Raw genomic sequence first — 14,119 nt, 5'->3', positions numbered from 1 at the left:
TTCTCAGCCGATCACCGAGACGTGCCAGGGAGTCAGCCAGCGCCGCAACTGCGAGATCACCGCGTAAAGCGCCAATCCCACAAGCGTCAACACCACGATGACGGCAAAGAGCTGTGGGACAGCAAGATTCTGCAAATGCATGACTGCCAGATAGCCCAGCCCTTCGCTGCCGCCGATGAACTCGCCCACGATGGCACCGATCATCGCCATCACCACGGCAACCTCGGTACCGGTCAGGACCACGGGCAAGGCCGTGGGCAGGTCGAGCATGACGAAGCGTTGCCAGGGATTGGCCTGCAACATGGTCATCACGTCCCGGTCTTCTGGATCGACCGACTTGAACGCCTGCAGCGCGTTCGAGAACACCGGGAAAAAGGCGAGTGCGGCCGCAATCACGATCTTGGATTCCAGTCCGAACCCGAACCACAGCACGAACAGCGGAGCCAGCGCAATTTTCGGGATCAGCTGCATCAGCACGATGAAGGGCTTGGCCGCCCATTCCACAGGCGGCACCCGGGCCATCACGAAGCCCAGCGTGATGCCAAGCCCCACAGCAATGCCGAACCCGGCCACCGCCTCGGTCATCGTGACGCGGGTGTGATACCACAAATCCGGGTCGGCGATCATGTCGGACAAGGCCAGCAGGATCTGCTCGGGCGCGGGCAGGACGAAAGCCGAAACCTCCGATGTCCTGACATAGGCCGACCAGCCGATCAGAAACAGCAGCACCGCGATCACGGGCAGCACGATACGCAGGGTTTTCTCTTTCATGCCGCGCCCTCCGTCAGCACCTTCCTCAGTCGTCCCACCATGTTCTGGAAGCCGGACGTGCGCTGCAGGTCCAGATCCCGGGGCCGGGGAAACGGCATCTCGATGGTTTCCACGATCCTTGCCGGCCGGGGCGCCAGCACCGCCACCCGGTCGGACAGGAAAGCCGCCTCGGTGATGGAATGGGTGACAAGAATCGTCGTCACCTTGGCCCGGGCGCAAACCTCCATCAGTTCCAGGTTCAGCGTATCGCGGGTCATCGCGTCCAGCGCCCCGAAGGGCTCGTCCAGCAGCAGCACCTGCGGCTCGGTCACCAGCGCCCTGGCCAGCGAGGCGCGCTGCCGCATGCCGCCGGACAGCTGGCCCGGCCGATGATCGACGAAGGCGCCAAGGCCGACGGTCTCGCAGATCCGCCGCGCCCGCGCCATGCGCTCGGCCCGGCCGATGCCCGCGATGCGCAGCGGCAGGGCAACATTCTCGGCGACGGTATACCAGGGAAACAGCCGCGCCTCCTGGAACATCATCGAAACCGGTCGTGTCGCTCCGTTCGAACGCCGGCCGGACGCCCAGACCTGCCGATCGCGGATCTGCACATTGCCCGAGGTCGGTGCCTCAAGCCCCGCGATGATACGCAGAAGCGTGGTTTTGCCGCAGCCCGAAGGGCCCAGAAGCGACAGGAACTCGCCCCTTTCGAGGCTGAGATTGGCGTTGGTGATGGCATGGACCGCGGTTTCCCCATGGCCAAATACCTTGTCCAGTCCGGAAACAACGATGTCGGGGCCTTGCGGCGACTGGTCGAAAGCCATCACGCCACCGCCCTTTCCAGCAGAGCATTGGTGTAAAGCGTCGTCGGATCCGGTGCCGCGTCCAGCATGTCGGCGCGGTGCAGGGTCTCGACCGCATGGGCCCAGATCTCGGGCACGTTGCGAAGCAGGTTCTCCGGGCCCCTGGCCATCCAGTTCCGGGCATTGGTTTCCAGGTCGCGCTTGGCCAGTTCCGCATCACTGGCCCCGGAAATGGTGAATTTTCCGACAAGCTTCTCAAGGACCGGCCCCAGATCCTCGGCGGCAGCTATCTCGCGGGCCGATCGATGGGTGGCCTTCAGGAAAGCGATGAATTTTTCGGGGGCCGCTTCGATCTCGGCGGGACTTGCGACATAGACCTGTCCGGGCATGCCGTCATCCATGGGAATGGCATGCACATCGCTGCGCGCGGCACTGGCCAGGATCATCGACGAGGTGTTGCCGACAAAGGCCCCGGCCCGCCCGGCCTCGATCAGCGCGAATGAGGCCGCGTTGTCCGCCACCTTGACCTTGCGAACCTCCTTCGGATCGATGCCGTTGTCGATCAGCAAAAGATCCAGCGTGCCCTCCATCGAGCCGCCAAGGCTGGCAAGGCCAACCGTCCGTCCCTTCAGATCGGCCACGGCCTGCACCGGCTCTTGCGTCGAGGAAATCAGGAAAAACGGCGATATCTGGGCGATGGTCGCAATCGAGATCAGCGGCGCATCGTTGTTGACGCGCGAGACGAGATAGTTCGTGCCCCCGGTTCGGCCTGCATCCATCTGTCCCGCGATGACCATCTGCGCCGCCATCGCCGCCCCTTGCGCCGCTTCTATCGCCACATCCAGACCATTTTCCGCATAGTAGCCCGCAGCTTCGGCATAGAGCACGGGGGCGAAAGCCAGGGAGAATGAGAATGGAGTGATAAAACGGAATGCCGTTCCAGCCGCCGCAGCCGGACTGGCAAGCGCCAGTGTCGCGGCGGATGCGGCAGCACCGCGAAGGAAATCGCGGCGGCCAATCGTCAGTGGGTTCATGTTCGTGCGTCCTACCTGTTCTGCGCAACCGAGCCTGTGCGACAGTATGCCACGGGCAAAGCGCGTGTTTCACCAGCAAAACGCTCGAAGCGGTAGGGCTTTGGACCACTCCCCTGCAATGACATGATCATGGAGGCTGTGGAAGCAGGCTTGGCCGCTGTGGGTGCCGCCAGGACATGAGGTCTTCGATGTGGGATCTGGGGTTCCCGTCAAGGATGGCGCGGACGGCTTCGGCGAGATAGTCGACGGGGTTCACGCCGGACATGGGTCCAGCAATAGACCAGCTGCCACGAACCATTCACGCGCTTTATCTCGGTCAGCGGTGGCCGAGGTCGAGGCGCGGCAGGACGCCGCGGCGGCGCCCGGCACGCCTCCGCGTCGAACCGCACGCCGCAACCGCGGGCATCTTCCGGCGGGTCTGCCCCGGATCGAGCGGATGATCGAGCCGGATACCTGTCGATGCAATCCACCCTGGGCAAGCGCAACCCGCTGCATTCGACCTCGCTGGGAAAGGCGCTGCTGGCCTTTCGCGACGATGACGAGATCCGCGAAAGGCTGTCGAAGATGGAGATGAAGAAGCTCGCGCCTCGCACCATCACCGACCCGGACGAGCTGTTTGCGCAACTGATGCAGGCCCGCGCGCAGGGCTATGCCGAAGAAATCGAGGAAAGCGAGGCCGGCGTACGTTGCATGGCGGTGCCCGTCCTGGACCATGCCGGCAAGTCGGTCGCGGCAATCAGCATCGCCTTCCCGCTGATCCGCTTCGACGAAACGCGCAAGCCGGAATATGTCCGGCTGCTGACCGCCGCGGGACGCGCCGCTTCGACGGCCCTTGGATATGGCTGACATCCCTCACCCCACCGCTGCGCGCCATTGATGCGCATAGGCGCGCAGCGACTCGGCGCTGGCGGGTGGGGGCCGGGGCGTGCTGCATGCGGCCGCCGCGTCGGGCAGGCACAGAAGCGCCGCGCCGACCGAGGTGCCGGTGGCCGAGGCCGCGGTTTCGACGCCCTTGCCGCGCAAGGCCGACAGCATGTCGAGAAAGTCGCCGTTTCGCGCGAAGGGCCCCTCGACGATCGTGGGCCCCTGCGCCCCGACCAGATCGAGGCAGGTCGCCGTCATCAGCGCCAGATACCAGGACAGGGCGACCATGCGCTGCCCCTCGGTCGCCGGCCGGCGGGTCCACCCCATCTTGCGGCCCCGGAACGGGCCCGAGCCCGGCTCGACCGCCGGCAGGATCATCAGGCCGGCATCCAGCACGGCGGCGCGATCCGCGTCGGAGGGCTTGGCCGCGCTGCCGGCGCGGATGATTTCGAATTCGCGCCCGCCCATGAACCGGGCCGAGGGCACGGGTTCGCCAAGCGCGCTGACATTGACCAGGACGTCGCGCGCAGGGTCCAGCCGTTCACCCGCGCCGCCCACCGCCATGGCCACCACCCAGGTGCCGGTCGAGACCACCGCGAAGGGCGCCTGCCGCGCCAGCACATGCGGGAAAAGCGAGGCGTTGCTGTCATGGATGCCGACCGCGACCGGGGTGCCGGCGGGAATGCCGGTCCAGCCCGCGACCTCGGGCGACAGCCCGCCCAGCACCTCGTTCGAGCGGCGCGCCGGCGCGAAGCGGCCGGCCAGCCCCAGCCGCTCGACCAGCGGCGAGAAACGGCCCTGCCACGGATCCCAGAGATCGGTGTGGCAACCGAGCGAGGTCATGTCCGAGGCCAGTTCGCCGGTCAGCCGCAAGCCCCAATATTGCGGATAGGTCACGACATGCGCGACGCGCCCGGCAAGATCGGGATGGGCGGCCAGCAGCCAGTGAAGCTGCGCGCCGAGGTTCAGCCCCAGCGGTAGCCGGGGCGAACCGGTCAGCGCGAAATCCGGCCGGATCGCGTCATAGCGCGCCGCCAGCGCATCCGGCCCGGAATGCTCGTAATCCAGCATCCGCGCCGCCACCCGGCCCTGCCGGTCCAGCAGCACGGCCGCAGCGCCATGCGTGGTGATCGAGATCGCATCCACGCCATGCTCGGCCTGGAAGGCCGCCAGATGCGTCAGGAAGAACCGCCAATGCCCATCCAGATCGACATGAGGCCAGGGCGGGCCGGGCAAGGAACGGTTCGGGCGGGTGACGACGGCGATCTCGGCCAGCGTCCCGCCATCGACCAGCGCCAGCTTGGCATTGGTCTTGCCGATGTCGATGACGGCGATATGGGTCATGGCAGGTGGAACATCGGGATCAGGGGCACCGCCACCGGCTCGTCGTCGGGACGGGTTTCCATGATGTCGGCCATATGCGCCCACCAGCGCCGCATCACCGGATGCGCCGGCAGATCGTCCATACCGTGATCGTCCGGGCGCCAGAGCACCGCGAACAGCGCATCGGTTTCGGGGTCGAGATGGATCGAATAGTCTTGCACCCCCGCCTGCTTCAGCAAGACGACGAGTTCGGGCCAGATCGCGTCATGGCGGCGGCGGTACTCCTCGGCCATGCCGGGCTTCAGCATCATCCGGAAAGCATGTTTCTGCATCACCGCCTCCGCGCCATGGCCCAGAGCCGCGGGAGGGCGATGACCGAGATCAGCAGCGCGCCGGTGACGATGGACATGACGATGCCGGGAACGTTCAGCAGGCCAAGGCCGAAGGTCACCAGCCCCATCACCAGCGCCGCCAGCACCACGCCCAGGACGCTGCCCGAACCGCCCAGGATGCTGACCCCGCCCAGCACGACGATGGTCACCACTTCGAGCTCGAAGCCGGCGGCGATCGAGGGCCGGGTCGAGCCCAGCCGCGAGGTCAGGCAGATCGCGGCGATGCCGCTCATCAGCCCGGTGAGCAGGAACAGGACGAAGCGGACGCGCTCGACCCGGATGCCCGAGAAGCGCGCGGCGGTGGCGTTGTTGCCGATGGCATAGACCATGCGGCCGAAGCTGGTGCGGTGCAGCAGGATGCCGAAGACCAGCGCGGCCAGGGCGAAGATCACCAGCTCGACCGTAATGACCCAGAAGACATAGCCCTGCCCGAACCAGGCGAAGCTCTCGGGGTAGCCGGTGAAGGCGCCGTCGCCCAGCACGATATAACTGACGCCGCGAAACAGGCTCATCGTGCCGATGGTCACGACGATGGAGGGCAGGCCGAAGCCCGCGACCAGAAGCCCGTTGAACGCCCCGCAAAGCAGACCCGTCCCCAGCCCAAGCAGGACCAGCACCGGGGTCGAGGCGCCTGCCGTCATCGCCAGGCCCATCACCGTCGAGGCCAGCGCGATGATCGCACCCACGGAAAGGTCGATCTCGCCGGCGACGATCAGCATGGCCATGGCGAAGGCGATCATCGCCTTTTCGGTGAAGTTGAAGCTGGCGTCCGACAGGTTCCACGGATCGAGGAAATAGGGCGAGGCCAGCGTGTTCAGGATGAAGATGGCAATGGCGACGACCAGCAGCAGCGCCTCCCAGCTTTTCAGCGCGCGCGCGGCGGGGCTGGTCAGGCGGTCGGGAATGTGGCGTCCGTTGATCGCGGTGGTCATGTCCGATGCTCCGCCTGTTTCAGGATGATGCGGCCGGGATCGCGACGGCTGGCCGCGTTGAAGGCGATGGCCAGAAGGATCGCGCTTCCCGAGATCGCCATCTGCCAGAAGGGCGAGATGCCGACGACCGGCAGCGCGTTCTTGATGATGCCCAGGAACAGCGCGCCCATGACCGCCCCGGCGACCGAGCCCGCGCCGCCCGCGATGGCGATGCCCCCGATCACGCAGGCCGCGACCACGTCAAGCTCGAACCCCGCGGCGATGTCGACATAGGCCACGGCATAGCGCGCGACCCAGAGATAGCCGGTCAGCCCGGCCAGCGCGCCGGAAAGCACGAAGGCCGCGCATTGCGTGCGCCCGACCGAGATGCCGGTATAGACCGCGGCATGGGGATTGCCGCCGACCGCGTAAAAGGCTCGGCCCAGCGGCGTCCGCGTCAACAGCAGCGCCATGGCCGCGATGCCGGCAAGGCCGATCCAGGCCATGACCGGCAAGCCCAGGACGACGGTGCGGGGAAATGCCTTGAACGCATCGCTCATCTGATGGGCGTTGATCCAGGCGCCGCCGGTCATCAGGAAGATCGAGCCGCGATAGATCGTCATCGTGCCCAGCGTGACGACGATGGACGGAATGCCCAGCCGCCAGACCAGCAGCCCGTTCACCGCCCCCAGCACCCCGCCCAGCAGGACCACCGCCAGCAGGATCACCGGCAAGGGCACCCCGGCCCCGTTCATCAGCGCCGCGACCATGCCGCACAGCGCCAGGTTGGCCGCGACCGACAGGTCGATGCATTTCGTCAGGATCACCGCCATCTGACCCAGCGCCAGCAGGATCAGCGGCGAGGTATCGGTCAGCACCCGCGCCAGGTTGCGCGGCGCGACGAAGCCGGGAAAGCGGCTGGCGATGGCGGCCAGCAGCGCCAGGATGGCCAGGGCCAGGATGGTCTCGCGCGATTTCAGCATGCTCATGCGGCTTCTCCTTCGCCGGGGCGCGGGGCATCGCGGTCCAGGCCGACCGCGGCGCGCACCAGGTTTTCCGGCGTCATGCGCTCGCCCGCGAACTCGCCGGCGATGCGGCCCTCGCGCATGACGATGACGCGGTCGGACATGCCCAGCACCTCGGGGATCTCGCTGCTGACCATGATCACTGACAGGCCCTGCGCCGCCAGTTCGGACATGAAGTCATGCACGGCGGCCTTGGAGCCGATGTCGATGCCCTTGGTCGGCTCGTCCAGGATGATGACGCGCGGCCGCGTGGCCAGCCATTTGGCGATGACGACTTTCTGCTGGTTGCCGCCCGACAGCAGCGCCACGTCCTGATCGAGGCTCGCCGCCCGCAGGTCCAGCCGTTGGGTGTATTCGCGGGCCAGCGCGAATTCCTCGGCCAGCCGCAGGAAGCCCGCCCGGCTGGTGCGCGCCAGCGACGGCAGGGTGACGTTCTGAAAGATCGGCAGGCCCTTCACGGCGCCTTGCCGGCCGCGATCTTCGGGCACATAGACGATGCCGGCCTCGACGGCCTGCGCGGTCGAGCGGATGACCCGCACCCTGCCCTCGATCCGGCAGGCGCCTTTCGAGGGCCGGGTGATGCCGAACAGCGCCTGCATCACCTCGGAACGTCCGGCGCCGACCAGCCCGTAGAAGCCCAGGATCTCGCCGCGGCGCAGGGTGAAGGTGATGTCCGCGAACTCGGTCGGGTGGCTGTAGCCTGCCACGGTCAGCACCGGCTCGCCGATCCGGGCCGGGCGTTTGGGATAGATCTGATCGACCGGGCGGCCGACCATCATCCGCACCAGATCGGCCTCGGTCACATCCTCCATCTGCCCCTGGTCGACGAACTGGCCGTCGCGGAACACGGTCCAGCGGTCAGCGATGCGGAAGATCTCGTCGAACTTGTGGCTGATGAACAGGATCGCCTTGCCCTGCGCCCTGAGCTTGTCCACCAGCTCGTAAAGCTCGGCGATCTCCTTGTGCGACAGCGCGGCGGTCGGCTCGTCCATGATGACGACGCGGGCGTCGATGGAGAGCGCGCGGGCGATGGCGACCAGGTGCTTGCTGGCGATGCCCAGGTCGCGCAGCCGCGCCGCCGGGTTCAAATCGGCGCCGATGCCGGCCAGGATGGCGCGGGCGCGGGCGCGCATGGCGCGCCGGTCGATCAGGCCCCAGCGGTTGCGGGGCGCATGGCCGATGAAGATGTTCTCGGCCACCGTCAGCTCGTCGAACAGCACGGTTTCCTGATGGATCGCCGTCACCCCCGCCGCGCCCGCCGCCTGGGCGGTGGGAAAGGCGACGGGCTGGCCATCCACCAGGATCTCGCCCTCGTCGGGCTGGTAGATGCCGGTCAGGATCTTGACGATGGTGGACTTGCCCGCGCCGTTCTCGCCGATCAGCGCCGTCACCTGGCCGGGGTAGAGATCGAGCCGCACGCCGCCAAGCGCGCGCACGCCGGGAAATGTCTTGACGATGCCGCGCAGCGACAGCACCGGGGCCGCGCCGTCCTGCGGCCGATAATCAGCCTGCATGATCACATCCTTTAAGGCGTGGTTCCCCGGCACGCCCTGCGCACCGGGGCGTTTCGGCGGTCAGAAGATCGAGCTGAACTGGTCGATGTTGCCGGCATCGTAGACGAAGGGGTCGGCCATGGCGGCCTCGGTGTTCTCGTCCAGCGTGATCTCGCCCATGCGGCCGATCGGGATGGTGGCGCCCGGCTCGGCCTTGGCGTCGCCCTTGGCCAGGTGATAGGCGGCCATGGTCGCCGAATAGCCCAGGTCGATCGGGTTCCAGATCGCGAAGCTCTTCGATGCTCCCGATTTGACATGCCCCGCCATTTCCGACGGCAGGCCCAGGCCGGTGACGTTCACCTCGCCGATCTTGCCTGCATCGGTGACGGCCTGCGCCGCGGCGACGATGCCCACCGAGGTCGGGGCGATGATCGCCCTGAGGTTCGGATAGGTCTGCATCAGGCCCTGCGCCTCGCGATAGGACTTGTCGGCCAGGTCGTCGCCATAGACCGTCCCCACCACCTTGACGTTCGGGTAGTCGCCCGCGACCTTGTTCATCTCGGCGATCCAAGTGTTCTGGTTGGTCGAGGTGGTAGTGGCCGAAAGCACCGCGACCTCGCCGCCCTCGGGCGGCAGGTGATCGGCGGCCAGCTTGATGATCGTGTTGCCGATCAGCGGCGCGGAGGACGGGTTCAGCTGCATCTGGCGCCCCGCCGGCGCGACGCCGGAATCCCAGCTGATGACGGTGATGCCGCGCTGCATGGCCTTTTTCAGGGTGGGCACCAGCGCATCGGTGTCATTGGCGCTGATGGCGATGGCGTCGACCCTTTGCGCGATCAGGCTGTTGATGACCTCGATCTGGCCCTCGGCCGTGGTGTCGGTCGGGCCGGTATAGATGATCTCGACATCGCCGAGCTCGGTCGCGGCTTCCTGGGCACCCTTGTTGGCCGCCTCGAAAAAGCCGATGCCAAGCGCCTTGGCCACCAGCGCGATGCGCAGGTTCTCGGCTTGGGCGGTGCCGGTCATCAGCGCGCCGGCGATGGCGGCTGTGGTCAGGATCTTGCTCATAATGCTCATGTCTTCCTCCCCTATGAGCGGTGTCGCGCCTTACTCCTCGGCGCGTTTCTTCCGGTTCGACGCCGCCGGCTCGACCACGATCAGGCGGATCTCGGCCGCCTCCAGCATCTTGGCGGCGCGGTCCTCGATCCCGTCATCGGTGATGACGGTGTGGATGCGCGTCAGCGGGCAGAGCAGCAGGCTGGAACGCTGGCGGAACTTCGAGCTGTCGGCCAGCACCACCAGCTCGTCGGCCTGGTCGATCAGCTTCTGCTCGGCCTGGACCAGCAGCGGATCGCCCTCCATCAGCCCCAGCGGCCCCAGGCCGCGGCAACCCATGAACATCAGCCGGGCATAGAAATGGTTGCTGCCGTCCTCGTCGAAGGGCGACAGGATGATGTTCTGTTCGCGATAGATGGCGCCCGCCGGAACCAGCACGGTGTTCTTGGAATGCTTGAGCAGGTGCTCGGCGATGGGAAAGCTGTTGGTAAAGACCTGCAGCCGCCGGGTGGACAGCGGATGCACCATCTGGAAGGTGGTGGTGCCGCCGTTGATGATGATGGCATCGCCATCCTGGCACAGCTCGACCGCCGCCTGGGCGATTGCGCGTTTCTGAGCGATATTGATCGTCTGATCGACCGCGAAGGGCCGCGCATTGATCCCGGCGAATTGCGGCGGCGCAATGGCCTCGGCCCCGCCGCGCACCCGCCGCAGCTTCTTGCCGACATGCAGCTGGGCAATGTCGCGCCGCACCGTCGCCTCGGAAGCGCCGGTCAGCGCACAGAGATCGGCGACGGTCACGACCGGCCGTTCCTGCACGGCGGACAGAATGATGCGGTGGCGCTCGGATTCCAGCATGTCTCACTCCATTGGCGACTCAGTTTCCATCATTTACGCGCATTGTCAATCAATTTTGATCGCATTCTCTGGTATTGATGCGGGATTATGATCGAATATGATTGAAAATGATTGACGGCAAGGCCGCCGCAGGGTTATGTGCATCCTGACCGCGCGGCAAGCCGCCGCCCGCAGGGGGAGGATCGCATGACCACGACAATGACCGCCAACCGCTTGGAAAACCTGTGGGATGACGCCAGGGCGGCATCCATGAGCGAATCGGAAAAACTGCTTTATCGCTCGAACCTGCTCGGCTCGGACAAGCGCGTCACCAATTACGGGGGCGGCAACACCTCGGCCAAGGTGATCGAGACCGATCCGCTGACCGGCGAACCCGTCGAGGTGCTTTGGGTCAAGGGCTCGGGCGGCGATATCGGCTCGATGAAGATGGATGGTTTCGCCACGCTCTACATGGACCGGCTGCAGGCGCTGAAGGGCAAGTATCGCGGCCCCGCGCATGAGGACGAGATGGTCGGCTACCTGCCCCACTGCACCTTCGGGCTGAACCCGCGCGCCGCCTCGATCGACACGCCGCTGCATGCCTATGTGCCCCGTCGCCATGTCGATCACGTGCATTCCGACGCGATCATCGCCATCGCGGGCTCGGTCGATTCCAGGGCGCTGACGGCCGAGATCTTCGGCGACGAGATCGGCTGGCTGCCCTGGAAGAAGCCGGGCTACGAGCTGGGCCTGTGGCTGGAGCGATTTGCCGCCGAGAACCCGCAGGCCAAGGGCTGCGTGCTGGAAAGCCATGGCCTGTTCACCTGGGCCGACGATGCCAGGGAATGCTATGTGACCACCCTGTCGGTGATCAACCGCGCGGCCGAATGGCTGGAGCGGAAATCGGCAGGCAAGCCCGCCTTTGGCGGCGCCTGCCGCCCCACCCTGCCCGCGGCGCAGCGACGCGAGATCGCCGCCCGGCTGATGCCGGCGATCCGGGGCCTGATTTCCCGGGACCGCCACAAGGTCGGCCATTTCGACGATCAGCCCGCGGTGCTGGAGTTTGTCGGCTCGACCATGCTGGAGGGGCTGGCGCCCCTGGGCACCTCCTGCCCGGACCATTTCCTGCGCACCAAGATCCGGCCGCTGGTCGTCGATTTCGACCCCGCCAAGCCGGATCTGGACGCGACCATCGCCGGCCTTGAAAAGGCCGTCGCCGATTACCGCGCCGATTACACCGCCTATTACGACCGCTGCAAGCACCCCGACAGCCCCGCGCTGCGCGACCCCAATGCCGTGGTCTACCTGGTGCCGGGCGTCGGCATGATCACCTTTGCGCTGGACAAGGCCACGGCGCGCATCTCGGCCGAGTTCTACGTCAACGCCATCAACGTGATGCGCGGGGCCAGCGCGGTGTCCACCTATCAGGGCCTGCCCGAGCAGGAAGCCTTCGACATCGAATACTGGCTGCTGGAGGAGGCGAAGCTGCAGCGGCTGCCAAAGCCGAAATCGCTGGCCGGCCGGGTGGCGCTGGTCACCGGCGGCGCGGGCGGCATCGGCGCGGCCACGGCCGAGCGTTTCCTGCGCGAAGGCGCCTGCGTGATGCTGGCCGATATCGATGCCGATGCCCTCAGGCGCGCGCATGACGGGCTGGCCGGCAGCTTCGGCCCCGACGCGATCCGCTCGGTTTCGGTGAACGTCACCGACGAGAACCAGGTCGCAAGCGCCTATGCCGAAACGGCGGTCGAGTTCGGCGGCATCGACATCCTGGTCTCGAATGCCGGGATCGCCTCTTCGGCCCCGGTCGAGGAAACCTCGCTGGCGTTGTGGAACAAGAACATGGACATCCTCTCCACCGGGTATTTCCTGGTTTCACGCGAGGCGTTCCGCCTGTTCCGCATCCAGAAGATCGGCGGCTCGGTGATCTTCGTCGCCTCCAAGAACGGTCTGGCGGCCAGCCCCAATGCCAGCGCCTATTGCACCGCCAAGGCGGCCGAGATCCATCTGGCCCGCTGCCTGGCCCTGGAGGGGGCCGAGGCGGGGATCCGCGTCAACGTGGTGAACCCCGACGCCGTGCTGCGCGGCTCGCGCATCTGGGAGGGCGAGTGGCTGGACCAGCGCGCCTCGACCTATGGCACCGACAAGGAGGGGCTGGAGGAGATGTATCGCCAGCGGTCGATGCTGAAACGCTCGGTCCTGCCCGAGGACATTGCCGAGGCCGCCTATTTCCTTGCCAGCGACCTTTCCGCGAAATCGACCGGCAATATCCTGAACGTGGACGCCGGCAACGTCCAGGCTTTCACCCGGTGACGACCATGATCGAGAAAACCGTGATCGAGGCGGAAAACGCCGCCCGCGAGGCCGATCTGCAGGCCGATTACCAGGCCCTTGGCGCTCGTCTTGCGCGCCGGGGCGTCGATATCGAGGCGTTGACCGCCCGCGCCATGTCCTTCGGCGTCGCCATCCCCAGCTGGGGGACCGGCACCGGCGGCACCCGCTTCGCCCGGTTTCCCGGCGAGGGCGAGCCGCGCGGCATCATGGACAAGCTGGACGATTGCGGCGCCATCCACCAGCTCACCGCCGCGACGCCGCGGGTCAGCCTGCATATCCCTTGGGACAGGGAAGACCCGTCGCTGCTGCGCGAAAAGGCCGAGGAGGTCGGGCTGGGCTTCGACGCCATGAACTCGAACACCTTCCAGGACCAGCCCGGGCAGGCGCGCAGCTACAAGTTCGGCTCGCTCTCGCATACCGACCCGGAGACGCGCCGGCAGGCGGTCGAGCACAACCTGGAATGCATCGAGATCGGCCGGGCCATCGGATCCAGGGCGCTGACCGTCTGGATCGGCGACGGCTCGAACTTTCCCGGCCAGACCTCGCTGTCGCGGCAGTTCGACCGCTATCTCGACTCGATGAAGGCGATCTATGCCGGGCTGCCCGAGGACTGGCGGATCTTTTCCGAGCACAAGATCTATGAGCCGGCCTTCTATTCGACCGTCGTGCAGGACTGGGGCACCAGCCTGATGACCGCGCAGGAGCTGGGCCCGCAGGCGCAATGCCTGGTGGACCTGGGCCATCACGCCCCGAACGTCAATATCGAGATGATCGTGGCGCGGCTGGTGCGGGCCGGAAAGCTGGGCGGCTTCCATTTCAACGACAGCAAATATGGCGACGACGACCTGGACAGCGGCACCATCGAGCCCTTCCGCCTGTTCCTGATCTTCAACGAACTGGTCGAGCTGGAGGACACGCCCGGCCTCGACCTGGCCCATATGATCGACCAGAGCCACAATGTCACCGATCCGATCGAAAGCCTGATCGTCTCGGCCGGCGAGATCCAGCGCGCCTTCGTGCAGGCTTCGCTGGTCGACCGCGCGGCGCTGGAGGGCTTCCGGGCGGAAAACGATGCGCTGATGGCGGCGGCGACGCTGCGCGCGGCCTTCCGCACCGATGTCGAGCCGATCCTGCAAATGGCACGGCTGCGCGCCGGCGCGGCCATCGATCCGGTCGCGACCTTCCGCGCCTCGCGCTATCGCGCCCGCGTTGCCGCCCAGAGACCCAAGGCAATGTCCGGGGGCGGAGGCATCGTCTGACTTCACCTCGATCCGCCCACAAAGGACGAACGCGAGACCTC

13 protein-coding genes are annotated in these 14,119 nt (G+C 66.6%); 3 read left to right on the top strand and 10 right to left on the bottom strand.

Translation table 11 applies throughout. From position 1 onward, the window contains the following. Positions 1-3: 3 nt before the first annotated feature. From LOS78_RS21055 to LOS78_RS21045, 3 genes are read right to left on the bottom strand one after another with little or no spacing between them, the layout of a single operon-like run. Positions 4-771 (bottom strand): ABC transporter permease, encoded by a 768-nt coding sequence (locus tag LOS78_RS21055; RefSeq protein ID WP_230378622.1) that lies wholly within the window; start codon positions 769-771, stop codon positions 4-6. Continuing rightward, positions 768-1,574 (bottom strand): ABC transporter ATP-binding protein, encoded by an 807-nt coding sequence (locus LOS78_RS21050; RefSeq protein WP_230378621.1) that lies wholly within the window; start codon positions 1,572-1,574, stop codon positions 768-770. Before LOS78_RS21050 ends, LOS78_RS21055 begins: the two co-directional genes overlap by 4 nt. After that, positions 1,574-2,587, bottom strand: a complete 1,014-nt coding sequence (locus LOS78_RS21045; RefSeq protein ID WP_230378620.1) for an ABC transporter substrate-binding protein — start codon at positions 2,585-2,587, stop codon at positions 1,574-1,576. The genes LOS78_RS21050 and LOS78_RS21045 overlap by 1 nt, the downstream gene beginning before the upstream one ends. 459 nt (positions 2,588-3,046) lie before the next feature. On the opposite strand from LOS78_RS21045, the gene LOS78_RS21040 reads away from it, so the two are divergent. Then, entirely contained in the window at positions 3,047-3,433 is a 387-nt protein-coding gene (locus LOS78_RS21040; RefSeq protein WP_230378619.1) for an IclR family transcriptional regulator C-terminal domain-containing protein, read from the top strand. 6 nt (positions 3,434-3,439) lie between these two features. Here the strand turns inward: LOS78_RS21040 and LOS78_RS21035 are convergent, their stop codons facing one another. Genes LOS78_RS21035 through LOS78_RS21005 form a run of 7 tightly spaced genes read right to left on the bottom strand, consistent with a single transcriptional unit; the run spans position 3,440 to position 10,509 of the window. Further along, on the bottom strand, positions 3,440-4,795 hold the full coding sequence (locus tag LOS78_RS21035; RefSeq protein WP_230378618.1) for an FGGY-family carbohydrate kinase: 1,356 nt from the start codon (positions 4,793-4,795) through the stop codon (positions 3,440-3,442). Next, positions 4,792-5,106: an L-rhamnose mutarotase gene (locus LOS78_RS21030; protein ID WP_230378617.1), complete on the bottom strand. Its 315-nt coding sequence runs from the start codon at positions 5,104-5,106 to the stop codon at positions 4,792-4,794. The genes LOS78_RS21035 and LOS78_RS21030 overlap by 4 nt, the downstream gene beginning before the upstream one ends. Further along, positions 5,106-6,098, bottom strand: a complete 993-nt coding sequence (locus LOS78_RS21025; RefSeq protein WP_230378616.1) for an ABC transporter permease — start codon at positions 6,096-6,098, stop codon at positions 5,106-5,108. Before LOS78_RS21025 ends, LOS78_RS21030 begins: the two co-directional genes overlap by 1 nt. Further along, positions 6,095-7,066 carry an ABC transporter permease gene (locus tag LOS78_RS21020; RefSeq protein ID WP_230378615.1) on the bottom strand — a complete coding sequence of 324 codons (972 nt, stop codon included), beginning with the start codon at positions 7,064-7,066 and terminating at the stop codon, positions 6,095-6,097. The genes LOS78_RS21025 and LOS78_RS21020 overlap by 4 nt, the downstream gene beginning before the upstream one ends. After that, positions 7,063-8,616 carry a sugar ABC transporter ATP-binding protein gene (locus LOS78_RS21015; protein WP_230378614.1) on the bottom strand — a complete coding sequence of 518 codons (1,554 nt, stop codon included), beginning with the start codon at positions 8,614-8,616 and terminating at the stop codon, positions 7,063-7,065. The genes LOS78_RS21020 and LOS78_RS21015 overlap by 4 nt, the downstream gene beginning before the upstream one ends. 60 nt (positions 8,617-8,676) lie before the next feature. Further along, entirely contained in the window at positions 8,677-9,672 is a 996-nt protein-coding gene (gene rhaS / locus LOS78_RS21010) for a rhamnose ABC transporter substrate-binding protein (protein ID WP_028716997.1), read from the bottom strand. 30 nt (positions 9,673-9,702) lie between these two features. Next, complete coding sequence (locus tag LOS78_RS21005) at positions 9,703-10,509, bottom strand: DeoR/GlpR family DNA-binding transcription regulator (RefSeq protein WP_028716998.1); 807 nt, start codon at positions 10,507-10,509, stop codon at positions 9,703-9,705. Between the two features lie 186 nt (positions 10,510-10,695). On the opposite strand from LOS78_RS21005, the gene LOS78_RS21000 reads away from it, so the two are divergent. Together LOS78_RS21000 and rhaI are read left to right on the top strand one after the other, a co-directional pair. Continuing rightward, the gene (locus LOS78_RS21000; RefSeq protein ID WP_230378613.1) at positions 10,696-12,798 is read left to right on the top strand and encodes a bifunctional rhamnulose-1-phosphate aldolase/short-chain dehydrogenase; all 2,103 of its coding nucleotides are present in this window, start codon (positions 10,696-10,698) and stop codon (positions 12,796-12,798) included. After that, positions 12,795-14,078, top strand: coding sequence for an L-rhamnose catabolism isomerase (gene rhaI / locus LOS78_RS20995; protein WP_230378612.1), 1,284 nt, complete (start codon positions 12,795-12,797; stop codon positions 14,076-14,078). The genes LOS78_RS21000 and rhaI overlap by 4 nt, the downstream gene beginning before the upstream one ends. Positions 14,079-14,119: the final 41 nt, after the last annotated feature.

It is taken from the genome of Paracoccus sp. MA (assembly GCF_020990385.1).
Lineage (GTDB): Bacteria > Pseudomonadota > Alphaproteobacteria > Rhodobacterales > Rhodobacteraceae > Paracoccus.
Note: the sequence above shows the minus strand (reverse complement) of the source record. Positions and strands in the feature narration are given on the sequence as shown.

Excerpts from the sequence above, each read along its gene's own strand:
- LOS78_RS21055 (WP_230378622.1), bottom strand. The coding sequence starts at position 771 with ATGAAAGAGAAAACCCTGCGTATCGTGCTGCCCGTGATCGCGGTGCTG.
- LOS78_RS21050 (WP_230378621.1), bottom strand. The coding sequence starts at position 1,574 with ATGGCTTTCGACCAGTCGCCGCAAGGCCCCGACATCGTTGTTTCCGGA.
- LOS78_RS21045 (WP_230378620.1), bottom strand. The coding sequence starts at position 2,587 with ATGAACCCACTGACGATTGGCCGCCGCGATTTCCTTCGCGGTGCTGCC.
- LOS78_RS21040 (WP_230378619.1), top strand. The coding sequence starts at position 3,047 with ATGCAATCCACCCTGGGCAAGCGCAACCCGCTGCATTCGACCTCGCTG.
- LOS78_RS21035 (WP_230378618.1), bottom strand. The coding sequence starts at position 4,795 with ATGACCCATATCGCCGTCATCGACATCGGCAAGACCAATGCCAAGCTG.
- LOS78_RS21030 (WP_230378617.1), bottom strand. The coding sequence starts at position 5,106 with ATGCAGAAACATGCTTTCCGGATGATGCTGAAGCCCGGCATGGCCGAG.
- LOS78_RS21025 (WP_230378616.1), bottom strand. The coding sequence starts at position 6,098 with ATGACCACCGCGATCAACGGACGCCACATTCCCGACCGCCTGACCAGC.
- LOS78_RS21020 (WP_230378615.1), bottom strand. The coding sequence starts at position 7,066 with ATGAGCATGCTGAAATCGCGCGAGACCATCCTGGCCCTGGCCATCCTG.
- LOS78_RS21015 (WP_230378614.1), bottom strand. The coding sequence starts at position 8,616 with ATGCAGGCTGATTATCGGCCGCAGGACGGCGCGGCCCCGGTGCTGTCG.
- rhaS (WP_028716997.1), bottom strand. The coding sequence starts at position 9,672 with ATGAGCATTATGAGCAAGATCCTGACCACAGCCGCCATCGCCGGCGCG.
- LOS78_RS21005 (WP_028716998.1), bottom strand. The coding sequence starts at position 10,509 with ATGCTGGAATCCGAGCGCCACCGCATCATTCTGTCCGCCGTGCAGGAA.
- LOS78_RS21000 (WP_230378613.1), top strand. The coding sequence starts at position 10,696 with ATGACCACGACAATGACCGCCAACCGCTTGGAAAACCTGTGGGATGAC.